This is a genomic window from Sedimenticola hydrogenitrophicus, assembly GCF_029017505.1.
GTDB lineage: Bacteria > Pseudomonadota > Gammaproteobacteria > Chromatiales > Chromatiaceae > Sedimenticola > Sedimenticola hydrogenitrophicus_A.
The window spans coordinates 1-13,924 of the sequence record NZ_JAQGEI010000028.1 but is presented as its reverse complement, the minus strand read 5'-3'; the positions used below and the strand labels follow the sequence as shown (position 1 = coordinate 13,924).

Genomic DNA, 13,924 nt, shown 5'->3' with positions numbered 1-13,924 from the left:
CATGAGTCACGATTTCGCAAAGGGAGTGGCGGCGCTGGAGAGCCAGATCGATTCCAGGGTCGCCGCCTATTTCTCCTCCTGTGTCCACTGCGGTCTGTGCGCCGAGGCGTGCCTGTTCTACACCGAGACCCAGGATCCGCGCTACACGCCTATCTACAAGCTGGAACCGATGCGCCGGCTATGGAAGGAGCAGCACACCTTCTGGGGCAAGTTTGCCATCAAGCTGGGATTGAGCAAGCCGCTGAGCGATCAGGATTTCGCCGACTGGGAAGAGCTGGTCTATGACAGTTGCACCCTGTGCGGGCGCTGCTCCATGGTCTGTCCGGTGGGCAACGATATCACCTATATGATCCGCAAGGAGCGGGAAGGCTTCGCGGCCGCCGGTTACACGCCACCGGGGCTGCAGGAGGCGACACACCGGGCGCTCACCATCGGCAGCCCGATGGGTGTCACCCTGAAGACCCTGCAGGCGGCCTTGCGCCATGTCGAGCGGAATACCGGTCTGAGTATCCCCATGGATCGGCAGGGCGCCGACTACATGGCCCTGTTCTCCTCCATGGAGGTGGTGAACTTCCCGGAATATATCGAGAGCGTCGCCTGCATCTTCGACGCGGCCAGGGTCTCCTGGACCATCAGCAGCCAGGCCTTCGAGGCGACCAACAGCGGCATCCAGATCGGCAGCCGGGAGGCGGCCCGGGAGATCGTCGGCCGGGTGGTCGACGCCGCCGAGTCGCTCGGTGTCAAATACGTGATCAGCCCCGAGTGCGGACACGCCTATACCGCCATTCGCTGGGAGGGACCCAATCTCATCGGGCGTCCGTATAAGTTTGAGATTATTCATATCCTGGAGCTGCTGGATCAGTTGCAGCAGGAGGGGCGCCTCAAGCTCAGCGGACTCACGGAGACCCCGCTGACTTTTCACGACCCCTGTCAGATCGTGCGTCGCGGCGGGGTTATCGAACCACCGCGGGATCTCCTGGGCAAGGTGGCCAGCGGCTTCGTCGAGATGGCCGATCACGGGGAGATGAACTGGTGCTGCGGCGGTGGTGGCGGCGTCAGTGCCAATGAGCGGGCCGAAGGTTTGCGCCTGAAGGTGTTTGATCGTAAACGGAAACAGCTCGAGGCGCTGGGGGTGAAGACCCTGGTCACCGCCTGCGCCAACTGCCGGATTGTCCTGGAAGAGGGTATCGAGGACCGCGATATGGATGTTGAGGTGATCGGCCTCACCGAACTGGTGGCCGAGCACCTGGCCGCTGCTCCCGCGGCGTCTTCCACCGGCTCCGAATAGACCGCAGTCCAGATTGGCATAGCTGATGCACCCGCCACGCCCGTCGCCATTGGGCGGGCAGTGCCCGCCGCCACCGTGCTGTGAAACGGATTCCTCCGGAGCCGGAAAAATGCGCTACAGGTAGCCGAGCAGCCGGTGGTAGATCTCCTTCAATCCGGCCGGTTTGCTCAGGTAGTCATCCATCCCGGCCTCCAGGCAGCGCTCCCGGTCGCCGGGCATGGCCAGGGCGGTCAGGGCGATGACCGGGGTCTTGGCCAGCAACGGGTGTTTGCGCAGCTGTTGTGTCACCTCGAGCCCGTCCATGTCACTGAGCTGGATATCCATAAGGATGATGTCGGGCAGGTGCTCGTAGGCCAGCCTGAGGGCCGCGCTGCCGCTGCTGGCGCTCACCACATGGAAGCCCTGCAGCCGCAGGAAGTCGCTGACCATAGCGCGGTTGGCCGGGTTGTCCTCGATCAGCAGCAGGGTGGTTTCCTGTACTGACTGGTGTTGTATCGGGGATGCCTCGGTATCTTCGCGGGAGAGTTTCTGGTGGTGCGCGGTATTGTCATCGCTGCACCAGGGGAGCGTCACGGTAAACCGGCTTCCCGCACCGGGTTCGCTTTCGACCCGGACCGTACCACCATGCAGCTCCGCCATCCGTTTCACCAGGGTCAGGCCCAGCCCGGTGCCGCTGTAGCGTCGGGTCGAATCATTGTCCAGCTGCACGAAGGGTTCGAACAGATGCCGCTGCTGTTGCTCTTCGATACCGATGCCGTTGTCCCAGACCGCTATATCGATGCCGCTATTGTCACCCGGCGCGCTGATGTCGAGGCCGATGGTGCCCCCCTCCGGGGTAAACTTGATGGCGTTGCCCAGCAGGTTGACCAGGAGCTGTTTCAGGCGGCGGCCGTCGCCGTGGATCAGTTTCACCGCCGGATCGATCTGCTGCAGCAGGCGGTGTTTTTTGCTGTTGGCGGGTTGCCGGACCATGCGCAGGCTGGCCTCGACCAACTGGTCAACCGGCAGGTAGTCCCATTTCAGCACCATCTTGCCGGACTCCGCCTTGGCCACATCCAGGATGTCGTTGATCAGGGTCAGCAGGTGGCGGGAGCTCTCCTGAATGGTGGCCAGCGACCGGCCCTGGCCGCTATTTACCGGGCCATAGAGCTGATCCTGGAGCATCTCGGTCAGCCCCATGATGGTGGTCAGCGGGGTGCGCAGTTCATGACTCATGGTGGCCAGGAACATATCCTTGGTCTTGGCCGCGCGGGCCAGTTCGGCATTGGCGATATTGAGCGCCCGGGTACGCCGCTCCACCCGCTCGGCCAGCAGTGACTGCTCCTGTTTGAGTTTGCCCTGGGAGATGGCCAGACTCTCCTGCATGGTCTTCAGCGCCTGCAACAGTTCTCCCGCCTCATCGTTCCCGCGTTCCGGTATGGCCCCGCCGAGATCGCCCCGGGAGATACGCCTGGCCACCTGGGTGGCCTCGACGATGGGACGGGCGATGACCCGGTCGGCGAACCAGACCAGGGTGATGACCGTGAGGGTGAGGAGGCCGATGACCGCAAGCAGGATGCGCTGCTCGATCGCCGACTGATGCCGGGCAATCCGCTCCAGCCTTTCGCTCTTGTATGCGCCCGCGGCCTCGACCACCTGATCCATCAGATCCGTCGGCTGGCGGTCGATGCCCCTGACCTCACGGTCGATTACGCTATAGGTGTTGTCGGTGATATCACGGTTGGCGTCGAGCGCCTGGCGGTACTGTCTGCCAAGGGTCTCGTGCGCGTGCTGAAAATCGTTGGCGGCCCGCCAGGATGGAGTCTCCGCTTCCAGCAGCGTGAGCAGTCTTTTAATACTCTGCTGCGTCAGTTGCTCCTCTCGCTCGAACTGGCCGAAGTAGCGCGTGTAGAGTGCCGGTTCGTGTCCCCGAATCAGGATGTTCTTCCACTCCTGCACCTGTTTCTTGAAGTGGACCTGGGTGGTGAGGCTCTCGGTGACTACGCCGAAGGTGTGCTCGGTGATGCGGGTGGTATCCGCGGTGGCCTGGCGGAGGCTGATGAAGGCGTAATAGCCGACCGCCAGGTTGATGACGAGCGCGGTTCCGATAGTGATAAACAGCTTCCAGCGGATGTTCATGGTGTGACAAATGTCGGGGTCCGGGTTGACCAAGGCGTAGTGTACAACAGAAGCACCGGGGGCATTCATCACGCTGAAACAATTAGCTGGGCTGATCCCTTAGGACCCGCGCAAGAATAAGTTCCTGTATTCGGTCGCCCCTGGACCCCGCTGGCGGCGTTACGCTTTTTGCCAAGGGAGCGGCCATTGCCTGCAAAGCGTGCCTTGCCAGCGTGGCCCAGGAACGCCCTCGGTACTACGGAATTATCCTTGCGCGGGCCCTTAGGGAAATACCCTATTGAAGTGGCAACTTTTAACCAGTTAATCTCGACTGCCGTGCCGTTTCGGAAGATTCCCGGACACTATAACAACAAGGCGCGGTTCTAGAGGGAGGTGGAATGATTTTTAAACAAGGAGCGATCAGGGTATTGTCCCTGTTGATGGCTGTCGGCTCTTCTGCCGCTCCCGCCGGGGGGATCGAAGAGGCGGCCCGCGAGGTGGAAAAGGCCCTGCATCTGACCCCCGACAGGGAAAATGGCAGAAAGGTCTTTATGATCTGTGCCGTCTGCCACCGCCCGGAGGGCTGGGCCAGCCCGGATGGCATGTATCCCCAGATCGCCGGACAGCAGGCGAGTGTGCTGATCAAACAGCTGGCGGATATTCGGGCGAGAAACCGCGACAATCCCACCATGTTGCCCTTCACCTCGCCAAGACTGCTGGGGGGCGCCCAGGAGATAGCCGATGTGGCGGCCTATATCGCCACGCTGCCGATGGAGGTCAACAACGTCGCCGGTCCAGGATTTGAACTGGTGTTGGGTGCGGCGCTGTACAAGGAGGAGTGCGCCGAGTGTCACGGCCCGGCCGGTGAGGGTGATGCGAAAGACCATATTCCCCTGATCCAGGGGCAGAACTACAACTACCTGGTCCGCCAGTTCGACTGGATACGTTCCGGCAAGCGCCGCAATGCGGATTCGAAAATGGTCAAGCAGATCCGGCGCTTCACCCCGCGCGAAGAGTTCGCGGTGCTGGACTATGTATCCAGGATCAGGCCACCGCAGGAGAAACTGGCCACGCCCGGTTGGCAGAATCCGGATTTTCCCGATTATGCCCGCCAGCCCTGGCAGGAGCTGCCGGCCTATCAGGTGATCCGTTAGGACACTACCACAACCAACTCAGTATTAGCCGTGAATGAACGCGAATAAAGCCTGTAGGTTGGGGTGAGCCTGCGAACCCCAACGGGGTTTCATGCGTGTGCCCTGATGTTGGGGTTTGTACCTCACCCCAACGGACTTTATTATTAGCCGCGAATGAACACAAATAAGGCTTCCAAGGTAGGGATGCCGGTGAGCTTGCGAACCGCATCTTTCGCGGTAAGGCTTGATGCGGTTCGTGCCTCACCGGCATCCTACGTCACCGGTACCGGATAAGAAAACGGGGCCTTGCGGCCCCGTTTTTACTGCCAGTGGCGCAACGATCAGCCGAAGATATCGTGGGTGATGTTGTTGTACCAGCTGTAGGCGTAGGCCACCTCCCGCTTGAACACCTCCGGACTGGCATCGCCCGGGGTCAGGCCGCCGGAGACCGAGGCGATCTTCGAGCGGTCCTCGGTCAGACGGTAGACCGCCGCCACGGAGAAGGCGTAGTCCTTGCCTGCAATGGAGTAGCAGGTGTTGACGTAGGAGGGCGTGCCGGGCTCTTGGCCATTCATCATGGCCACGATGGCGGCGGCGCAGACCTTGGCCTGGGAGTTTGCCGAGTAGCCGGACTTCGGCATGCCGGTGGCAATGCTGGCGTCGCCCAGTACATGGATGTTCGGATGAATCTTGGACTCGAAAGTCCCAAGGTCAACCGGACACCAGCCGCCATCGTTGGTCAGTCCCGCCGCGAAGGCGATGGCACCGGCCTTCTGCGCTGGAATCACGTTCAGCACATCGGCCTTGATCTCGTCACCAAAGGCGGTAACGATGGAGTTGCTGGCGGCATTCACCTTGACCACGCCAGCCTCTTCCTGCTGGCCGTGCCACTCGATCATGGCATTGTCGCTCTGGTAGCCGTACATCTTTTTCCAGGCGCCGACGAACAGACCCTGTTTGGAGAACTTCGGCTTGGCATCAAAGATCAACACCTTCGATTTCGGCTTGTGTGCTTTCAGATACATGGCGATCTGACTGGCACGTTCGTAGGGTCCCGGCGGGCAACGGAACGGATTGGGCGGCGCGGCGATCACCACGACCCCGCCATCCTTCATCGCCTCGAGTTGGTTGCGCAACAGGGCGGTCTGGGGACCGGCCTTCCAGGCGTGGGGGATTTTCTCGGCGACCTTTGCGTCATAGCCCTCGATCTTGTCCCATTGGAAATCGATGCCGGGCGCCACCACGCAACGGTCATAGCTATAGCTGCTGCCATCGGAGGTCTTGACCACGCGCGCCTTGGCATCGATACCGGTGACCTTGGCATGGACAACCTTGACGCCATGCTTGCCCAGGCCGCTGTAGCCAAACTTGATGTCGTCCATGGAGCGGTCGCCACCCAGGACCTCGTTACTCATGTAACAGGTGTAGTAGTTGCTGTTGGCCTCGATCAGGGTGACATCCGTGGTGGGATCGGCCAGGCGGATGTATTTCGCGGCGGTGGCGCCGGCGGTGCCGCCACCGACCACAACCACTTTCTTGGAGGCGCCCAGGGCGATATAGGGCACACCAATCATACCGGCCGCGGTTGCCGCGCCGGCAGTCTGAATAAATCCTCGACGTGTAATCTTCATTTTCATATGTCCCCTATCTTATTTCTGCTGGCTGGCGTAGTAGTTGAGCAGGGCCATGACGCCGTCACTGCCCTCACGTTCCAGCATTTCGGATAGCTTTTTCTTCATTTTTTTGGTGGCTTCCCGGTCGCCAGCCTTGTAGTCGGCCAGGGTCCAGTTCACGTAGGGGGTCCACTGGCCCGCCAGCACGCCGGCATCATCCTCGGGCGATTGGCCGCCTTCGGCATGACATTTTTCACAATACTTGTCGTGTAGCTTGGCCCCCTTGGCAGCCAGGTCGGCATCGAATGACTGCGTGGCCTTGACGAAGGGCTTGCCGGCGTAGTGCTTGGCCATGGCCTTGATTTCGTCCTCGGTGTAGCCCTTGGCGATGCGGTTCATGATGGTGGAAGGGATCTCACCGCTGGCGAAGCCGACCATGGTCTCTTCGAAATAGGTCGGGGAGAGTCCGGCGATACTGGGTGCCGCCGGTCCCAGGCTGTTGCCATCGGTACCGTGACAGCCGGTACAGCTGTTGGCCAGCATGGCCGCATCCGCGCCCATCATCATCTTTGGCTTTTCTTCGGCTGCAGTAGCTGAAAAGGCGGCGCCAACCGCGAGTCCAGCGACCAGTGCGGCCCTTGTAAAGGTTTTATACGCCATGATACCTCCTTTGGTTTTCAGGCTTTTTTTCTCAATCATAGAGGTTAACTGCCTCTTTTTACGATGCTCGATCGCCAGTCTCCTGGTGACCTTGCATCACGGGTGCGACATGAATCGGATTTTCATGTCTGAATGTACCGGTTGGCCGGATACAAATTTATTATTACTCTCTGTCCGTTCAGGATCCATCGATCAACAGCGAAATCACCTTTTGATTACGTTTCTTTTTGGCGATGTCCGCAGCGGTGCGGCCGCTCTTGTCCTGCAGTGTGACATCCGCGCCGTTGATCAGCAGCAGTTTGACCAGCTCCTCGTCCCGCAAGGTGGCCGCCTCCATCAGCGCGGTGATCCCTTCGTTGTCCGCCTTGTTGACATCCGCCTTGCGTCTGAGCAGCAGTTCAACCTCATCGAGCCGACCACGACCAACCGCCCATACCAGTGCAGTGGCACCGTCCTGATCCTGGGCGTTGACGTTGGCGCCCTTCTCCAGCAGCGCCTCTATTACCGGCAGGTGCCCGTTGTCCGCCGCGATAATCAGCGCGGATCTGCCGTGTGTATCCCGCGCCTCCAGGTCGGCGCCGCGTTCAATCAATCTGGCGGCGGTTTCCGCATGTCCCTTCTCCGCGGCATGCATCAGTGCGGTGCGTCCGTCATTGTCGCCCTGATTGGGGTTCGCCCCCTTATAGAGCAACTGCTCCACCATATCGGTCAGGCCGTAGCGTGCGGCTATGCTCAGTGAATCCCAGCCGGCGCGAGTACGTGCATTCAGGTCCGCGCCCCGTTCCAGCAGCATGGCGGTGAGTGCCGAGTGTCCGTTCTCCGCGGCGAAGGTCAGGGCGGTACAGCCGGCGGATGCCTTGGCATTCACATCGGCGCCTCGGGTCAACAGGTAGGCGGTGGTCTCGAAATTGTCATTTTGGATCGCCATCATCAGGGCGGTAACGCCGAACCGGTTGGCACTGTTGACGTCCACTCCCTCGTTCAGCAGCCGGGTGACGGTTTCGGTGTCGCCGATACTCGCCGCCAGGCGGTATTCGCTCTCCTTGGTGCTATCGCCCGCAACCGCGGATGCGGCACAGGCCAGGCTTATCAACAGGGCGAAGATCCAGTTCTGCTTCATGATCTTTACCGTCTCCCTTTTTTGAACCGCAAAAAATGATCAACCCTTGTTATCGGTATTCTCTTCGGGTTCATCAGGTTCCGTATGGGCAATGCCTTTATGGCAGTCAATGCAGGTCAGCCCGTCGTCCACCGCCTTGGAGTGGCGTTTGCGCGCCATCCGGCTCTGCTCGCTGAGGTCCATCTGGTCAAAATCGTGGCAGCTGCGGCATTCGCGTGAATTGCTGGCCTTCATTCTGGCCCATACCCGGCTCGCCATATCCCAGCGCCGGGCTTCATACTTCTCATGGGTATCGATGGTGCCCAGCAGTTCATGCACCACATCCTTGTAGGCCAGCACCTTGGAGACAATCTTGGGGCCAAACTCCTTGGGCACATGGCAATCTGCGCAGGTGGCCCGGACACCGGAGGTATTCTGGTAATGCACCGACTCCTTGTACTCATCGAAGTTGACTTTCATCGAGTGACATGAGGTGCAGAACTCCAATTCATTGGTTGAAGAGAGTCCGACGTTGAACAATCCGGAAAAGAGCATGCCGGCCGAAAATACCAGCACAAGGATAAGGATGAACTTTTTCCTTGAGGTGCCTCCGCCCTGGGGACTACCAGTCATACACAACCCTCAACATATCCATGATCTGAACTGGATTTATGATGCATGCGGAAATAGGGCGGCAGGGACGGATAAAAAAGCTTATCCACATCACCCGGTCTGATTGAAAAACGCCTGCTCCTCCGCTTACTACGCCTCTCTTAAATAGAGAGTTTCTTTCTATTATGCACAAAGATGGTACGGGATATCCGGGGTTTTTGCAAAGCAGCTAGCGGTTTTCCACTATAGGGTCAGTGGGTAGCCGAGGCGTCGGATGACTGGCTGGGTACTTGTATAACATATTGAATGATAAAGAAAAAAAATCTACATGATAATAGGAGTTAATGGGCTATTGATATTTGCTGTGCTTGAATCAGAAAATTGAATGGAGATTTTGGCGTTGCCGGAGGCGCTTTCAGGCGGTGAGCTTGGCATAGAGCAGGGGTAGTTCACGCGGCAGCTGTGAGGGTTTGTGGATGACCACATAACTGCCGGTACCGAACAGGTGGGGAAGGTAATCGTTGGCCTGTGCGTCGATGGTGACACAGAAGGGTTGCAGCCCCAGTTGGCGCGCCTCGTGGATCGCACGCCGGGTGTCCTCGATCCCGTAGCGTCCTTCGTATTTGTCCAGATCGTTGGGCTTGCCGTCGGTGAGGATCAGCAGCAGGCGTCGCCCGGCCGGCTGCGCCTTGAGGAGCTCGCTGCTGTGGCGAATGGCGGCGCCCATGCGGGTATAGTAGCCGGGTTTGATGGCATCGATACGACCCCGGACGCTAGCGGAGTAGTGTTCATCGAAGGTCTTCAGCTGATGCACCCGCACCGGGTCCCGCTTGCGCGAGGAGAAACCGTACATGGCGAAGCGGTCGCCGGTGGCCGCGAGGCTCTCGGCAAACAGGAACAGCGAGTCACGTATCACGTCGATCACCCGGGCGTGATTATTCACCCAGGTATCGGTGGAGAGCGACAGGTCGGCCAGCAGCAGGCAGGCCAGATCACGCGCCCCCACGCGCAGCTCCTTGTACAGGCCATCACTGGCGGAGGAGTGGCCGGCGGCGCGGTCGCTGGCGTAGCGCAGATAGGCATCCAGGTCGATCTCGCAGCCATCCTGCTGGCCCCGGTGCCAGATGCGGGCCGGGGTCAGGTGCTGGAACTGGGCACGCAGTTTCTTTGCCGTTCCGCGCAGGCGCTCCGGGAGTTCCCGGGGCTGGGCATCGGCCGCCATCATCGGCACTATGCGGCAGTACTCCGGGATCAGCTTCTGCTTTTTGAAGTCCCACTCCGGGAGCAGGATGCCTTCACCCAGGACCTGGTCATCGTTGGCCTCCGAGGGCAGGTCCAGATCAAAACGCAGCTTGCCGGCCGATGCCTTGGCGTCACGGCTGACGCTCAGGTTATCCATATCCTTCAACGCCTCCGCGGCACTCTCCAGGTCGTCGTTATCCTCGGAGCCGCGGTCCATGTTCATGAACTCGCCCCAGGTGAAGATATTCTCCATGCGGACGGTGATCAGGCCCTGGTCTTCTTTCTCCGGTTTTTTGGCGCGTTCCGATTTGTGCCGTTGCATGTCCTCGATGTCCTTGGTTTCACCGCCGCCGCGCTCGCCCTCCTGATCTCCCGCGCCGTCGGAGGAGGGGGCGGCGATGGGCGGAAAGGGGTGCAGCCAGAGGGGCACCGGTTGCGGCGGGCGTTTCGCCGCCGGCAGCCGGTCGACGCTCCCGGGATGCAGCAGTGCCTGGCGGATGGCCTGCTCCTGTGCCGCCTCGGCCGCGGGCAGCTTCTCCGGCGGCATGCGTTCGGCCAGGTGGGCGTCCACCAGCAGCTTGTAGCGTTTGCCGATGCCGGGGTAATTGTGCAGGGTCTTCAGGGTCAGGCGCTGGTTCTTGCCCAGCCACGCCTCCTCCTGCTGATGGTCGCCGACCGCCAGGGCGGCCAGCCAGGTGTAGAGATAGTGGTTGAGGCGTCTTTCCGGGAAGTAGTCTATGGAGACGGGTAGCCGCAAAGACTGCTCATCCCGCCACGCCAGTTCGATCCGCTTGCTGCTGCCGGCGATGCGTTGCAGCAAGCCGCGGCGCGCACCGTGCTCCGTGGCGTTGGCGGCCAATACCTCCAGGCCGCCGTCGCCCCCGAGGGCGCGGAACATGATGCCGACGGTCAGTTCGATCTCCTCCAGGTGCACGGCCGCCTCGGGATAGCGGGTATCCGCCATCCGGGTGATCATGCGATGCCAGAGTTCACCGACCTTCTCTTCCATGGTTACTGTTCCTGAAGACCGGCCTGCAGGCCCGACCGGGGCGGTTGGCTGGTTGCCGCCGATGCGGCGTGCGGCGGTTTCCTGCCGCCGGGATCGCGCCCGGTGACCACCGGCAGCGCCTCCAGATCGGCCACCCATTTGAGCAGCCCGGGGCGGGTCTGCTGCGCCTGCACCTGGTTGCAGGCCGATATGCACTGGGCACATTCGGTGCAGGTGAACATCTTGCGTTTGATCGAGCGCGGCTTCAGCCGCATCGGGCAGACGTTGTCACAGGCGTTGTTGCAATCGGAACAGAGGCTGGCCCGCTTGCGGTCGAAGCCCACCACCATGGCCTTGTCGTTGGCCATCCAGGCCAAGCTCTGGAACAGCCCCACCGCACAGCCGAAACGGCAGAACAGGTGGCGGGCGAACATGAACTCGATGAACAGCAGCAGGGTACCGATGCCGAGGAAGCGCATCTGGTTCGGGGTCAGCGAGGCGCTCAGGAGATTGTGATAGATCTCGAACGGCGGCAGCAGGTAGGTCAGCAGGGAGAGCGCCCAGAGAAAGGCGAAGAACAGGGCGGCCAGCACCGTCACCGGCCAGAAGCGCCGGTCCGGCGTCCGCACACTGCCGTTGGCTTGCAGTTCGGGCAGCGGGTTCTTTTCCCAGATACTCGGTTTTCCGCTGGCCCGCTGCATCAGCTTGTTGATGGTCTCCACCACCGAGAAGTGGGGGCAGAGCCAGCCGCAGTAGAGTCGGCCATAGCGCCAGGCGGTCCAGATAAGGCCGCCACCGACCACGACGATCGGCAGAAAGCCGCGAAACACCAGATTAAAGGCCGCCTGCCCGGGGCCGATCTCACCGGCCATGAAGGCATCCAGTCCCAATGTCCAGTGTTGGCCCAGGAAGAAGAAATGGTACTGGGTCAGGTCGAAACGGAACAGGTCGAGGGGCGGGGCCAGCACAAACAGGGCGAAAAAACCGGCCTGAAACCAGAACCGGTTCTGCTGCAGTTTGGTGGCGTTTTTCATCGGGTTCGTGGTCATCGGGTCCATGGTCATCAGGTTTATGGCCGATCAGTTCCCAAAGGCGATATCGACCACTTCCATCAATGCCCGGGTGGTCTCGAGATCATCGGTGAGCGGTTCCACCATGGCCGCCCGGCAGGCCTCGAGGGGGGCATAGCCACCGAGGATCAGGGTCGCGGTGTAGACCAGCAAGCGGGTGGAGGCGGCCTCCTCCAGGTCGTGGTCCTTGAGGGCGCGCAGGCTGTTGGCCAGGTTCACCAGCCGTTTGGCCATCAGGGCATCGATACCGGTTTCCCCGATGATCACCTCCTGCTCCAGTTCGGCGCTGGGGAAATCGAAGCGGGCGGCGACAAAGCGCTGCCGGGTACTCGGTTTCATACCCTTGAGCAGGTTCTGATAGCCGGGGTTATAGGAGACCACCAGCATGAATTCGGGCGGGGCGTGCAGAATCTCGCCGGTGCGTTCGATCGGCAGGATGCGCCGGTCATCCGTCAACGGATGCAGCACCACCGTGGTGTCCTTGCGCGCCTCCACCACCTCGTCCAGATAACAGATGGCGCCCTCGCGAACGGCGCGGGTCAGGGGGCCGTCGCTCCAGTAGGTACCGCTGTCGCCGATAAGGTGCCGGCCCACCAGATCGGCGGCGGTCAGGTCGTCGTGGCAGGCCACGGTGTAGACCGGTCGACCCAGGCGGGCGGCCATGTAGTTGATGAAGCGGGTCTTGCCGCACCCGGTCGGCCCCTTGATCAGCATCGGCAGCTGGTGCTTGTAGGCGTGCTCGAACAGTTCCACCTCGTTGCCCTGCGGCTTGTAGAAGGGGGTGTCGAGTGCCACGCTCGGTTCTGCGGTCCGGGGCGCGGTCTGGGGCGCGTTGCTCATGGGTAAATCCCGTAATCAATAAATATTCAGTTGGATAATATGAAGGCCGTGGTAATCAGGCTGCCGGGGATGATCAGCCAGACTGACACAGGCCAGCGCCACAGTCCACGCAGACCGCCCAGGCCCATGAAATAGGCGCCCACCAGATGACCCTTGATCAGGGCGATGGCGAGCACGAACAGGGCGATGTTCAGGCCGCCCAGCCCTTGCTCACCTATATAGAAGGTAATGAAGGTCAGCACCACCAGGAGGGAGAATACCCAGGTGCTGGGGCGCATGCCAAGAAAAGGTTTGGTGCTCATGATAGCTCCTCAGCGCATGACGTAAACGAGTGGGAACAGGATCAGCCACACCAGATCGACCATGTGCCAATAAGAGGCGCCGGTCTCGACGCCGGTATGCTCATGGGCACTATAGCAGCCCTGTTTTGCCTTGATGGCGACAGCGGCGAGTATCACCATCCCCATGATCACGTGCATGAAATGAAACACGGTCAGGGAGAGGTAGAACATATAGAAGGTATTGGTGCTGAGATTGATGCCCAGGGCAAAATGGTGGCTGTATTCACCGATCTTGACAATAAGGAACACGGCCCCCATGCCCATGGCGGCGACCAGCCAGCGAGCGCAGACCGCGCTGTGATTCTCCTTGATCGCGGAGACGGCGCGTACCACGAAATAGGAGCTGGTGATCAGGGCCAGGGTATTGATCAGCGCCGCCTCGCGATCCAGATGGAGCTGGAATTCGTTGAACAGGGCGACGTTGTTCATCCGAGTGAAGGCATAGGCGCCGAAAAAGGCGGCGAATACCGAGAGCTCGGCCAGGATAAAGATCCAGATCGCCAGATCCCCGGGGGGATAGCGATTGTCCTGATCGAGATTGTCCTGATCGAGGGTGAGTGTTTCTATTGCCTGGGTCATCTGTCTGATTCCGTGGGATGATTCTTTCAGACCCGTGAATGGGATTCATTAGGGCTTTTAAATCAGCGAGTTAATATCTATTGGTGGTTAAATTAACAGAAGGGTAGGGGTGGCGAATTGATAAATGTTAAATCCGGGAAAAAATATCCAACTATTTTAGTCAAGTAAATGGGCTGTCCAGTAGGGGCAGGCCCCCGTGCCTGCCCGGATCCGGCACCCAACCGCCCCAAGGGCAACCACAGGGGGTTGCCCCTACGGATTGTCGTGACACCGGGCGTGAACGGACCGGTCGCATCTGTCCCGCCACCGGCGTTGAACCGCCGAATGCAGGGGCAGCCCCCCGTACCTGCCCGGATCTAACA

General features: G+C 60.5%; 12 protein-coding genes. 2 read left to right on the top strand and 10 right to left on the bottom strand.

Translation table 11 applies throughout. The annotated features are described in order from the left end of the window. The first annotated feature begins 1 nt into the window (after position 1). Positions 2-1,288 carry a (Fe-S)-binding protein gene (locus tag O9K64_RS16385; protein WP_275099175.1) on the top strand — a complete coding sequence of 429 codons (1,287 nt, stop codon included), beginning with the start codon at positions 2-4 and terminating at the stop codon, positions 1,286-1,288. Between the two features lie 114 nt (positions 1,289-1,402). On the opposite strand, the gene O9K64_RS16380 is transcribed toward O9K64_RS16385, so the two are convergent. Then, the gene (locus O9K64_RS16380) at positions 1,403-3,406 is read right to left on the bottom strand and encodes an ATP-binding protein (RefSeq protein ID WP_275099174.1); all 2,004 of its coding nucleotides are present in this window, start codon (positions 3,404-3,406) and stop codon (positions 1,403-1,405) included. A gap of 377 nt (positions 3,407-3,783) precedes the next feature. On the opposite strand from O9K64_RS16380, the gene O9K64_RS16375 reads away from it, so the two are divergent. Then, a complete protein-coding gene (locus tag O9K64_RS16375) occupies positions 3,784-4,539 on the top strand; it encodes a c-type cytochrome (RefSeq protein WP_275099173.1) in 756 nt (251 codons plus the stop codon). Between the two features lie 320 nt (positions 4,540-4,859). Here the strand turns inward: O9K64_RS16375 and O9K64_RS16370 are convergent, their stop codons facing one another. From O9K64_RS16370 to O9K64_RS16330, 9 genes are all read right to left on the bottom strand, one after another. Beyond that, positions 4,860-6,149, bottom strand: coding sequence for an NAD(P)/FAD-dependent oxidoreductase (locus O9K64_RS16370; protein ID WP_275099172.1), 1,290 nt, complete (start codon positions 6,147-6,149; stop codon positions 4,860-4,862). An 18-nt stretch (positions 6,150-6,167) separates the two neighbouring features. Continuing rightward, positions 6,168-6,791 (bottom strand): c-type cytochrome, encoded by a 624-nt coding sequence (locus tag O9K64_RS16365; RefSeq protein ID WP_275099171.1) that lies wholly within the window; start codon positions 6,789-6,791, stop codon positions 6,168-6,170. Positions 6,792-6,969: 178 nt separating this feature from the next. After that, positions 6,970-7,911 (bottom strand): ankyrin repeat domain-containing protein, encoded by a 942-nt coding sequence (locus O9K64_RS16360; protein WP_275099170.1) that lies wholly within the window; start codon positions 7,909-7,911, stop codon positions 6,970-6,972. 39 nt (positions 7,912-7,950) lie between these two features. Beyond that, positions 7,951-8,523, bottom strand: a complete 573-nt coding sequence (locus O9K64_RS16355; RefSeq protein ID WP_275099169.1) for a NapC/NirT family cytochrome c — start codon at positions 8,521-8,523, stop codon at positions 7,951-7,953. Positions 8,524-8,917: 394 nt separating this feature from the next. Beyond that, entirely contained in the window at positions 8,918-10,753 is a 1,836-nt protein-coding gene (locus O9K64_RS16350; protein WP_275099168.1) for a nitric oxide reductase activation protein NorD, read from the bottom strand. A 2-nt stretch (positions 10,754-10,755) separates the two neighbouring features. Further along, positions 10,756-11,781 (bottom strand): 4Fe-4S binding protein, encoded by a 1,026-nt coding sequence (locus O9K64_RS16345; protein ID WP_275099167.1) that lies wholly within the window; start codon positions 11,779-11,781, stop codon positions 10,756-10,758. Positions 11,782-11,811: 30 nt separating this feature from the next. Beyond that, positions 11,812-12,642 (bottom strand): CbbQ/NirQ/NorQ/GpvN family protein, encoded by an 831-nt coding sequence (locus O9K64_RS16340; protein ID WP_275099166.1) that lies wholly within the window; start codon positions 12,640-12,642, stop codon positions 11,812-11,814. Between the two features lie 26 nt (positions 12,643-12,668). Then, positions 12,669-12,944, bottom strand: coding sequence for a cytochrome C oxidase subunit IV family protein (locus O9K64_RS16335; RefSeq protein ID WP_275099165.1), 276 nt, complete (start codon positions 12,942-12,944; stop codon positions 12,669-12,671). A gap of 9 nt (positions 12,945-12,953) precedes the next feature. Then, complete coding sequence (locus O9K64_RS16330) at positions 12,954-13,562, bottom strand: cytochrome c oxidase subunit 3 family protein (protein WP_275099164.1); 609 nt, start codon at positions 13,560-13,562, stop codon at positions 12,954-12,956. Positions 13,563-13,924: the final 362 nt, after the last annotated feature.

Coding starts and splice junctions, on each gene's coding strand:
- O9K64_RS16385 (WP_275099175.1), top strand. CDS start 2: ATGAGTCACGATTTCGCAAAGGGAGTGGCGGCGCTGGAGAGCCAGATC.
- O9K64_RS16380 (WP_275099174.1), bottom strand. CDS start 3,406: ATGAACATCCGCTGGAAGCTGTTTATCACTATCGGAACCGCGCTCGTC.
- O9K64_RS16375 (WP_275099173.1), top strand. CDS start 3,784: ATGATTTTTAAACAAGGAGCGATCAGGGTATTGTCCCTGTTGATGGCT.
- O9K64_RS16370 (WP_275099172.1), bottom strand. CDS start 6,149: ATGAAGATTACACGTCGAGGATTTATTCAGACTGCCGGCGCGGCAACC.
- O9K64_RS16365 (WP_275099171.1), bottom strand. CDS start 6,791: ATGGCGTATAAAACCTTTACAAGGGCCGCACTGGTCGCTGGACTCGCG.
- O9K64_RS16360 (WP_275099170.1), bottom strand. CDS start 7,911: ATGAAGCAGAACTGGATCTTCGCCCTGTTGATAAGCCTGGCCTGTGCC.
- O9K64_RS16355 (WP_275099169.1), bottom strand. CDS start 8,523: ATGACTGGTAGTCCCCAGGGCGGAGGCACCTCAAGGAAAAAGTTCATC.
- O9K64_RS16350 (WP_275099168.1), bottom strand. CDS start 10,753: ATGGAAGAGAAGGTCGGTGAACTCTGGCATCGCATGATCACCCGGATG.
- O9K64_RS16345 (WP_275099167.1), bottom strand. CDS start 11,781: ATGACCACGAACCCGATGAAAAACGCCACCAAACTGCAGCAGAACCGG.
- O9K64_RS16340 (WP_275099166.1), bottom strand. CDS start 12,642: ATGAGCAACGCGCCCCAGACCGCGCCCCGGACCGCAGAACCGAGCGTG.
- O9K64_RS16335 (WP_275099165.1), bottom strand. CDS start 12,944: ATGAGCACCAAACCTTTTCTTGGCATGCGCCCCAGCACCTGGGTATTC.
- O9K64_RS16330 (WP_275099164.1), bottom strand. CDS start 13,562: ATGACCCAGGCAATAGAAACACTCACCCTCGATCAGGACAATCTCGAT.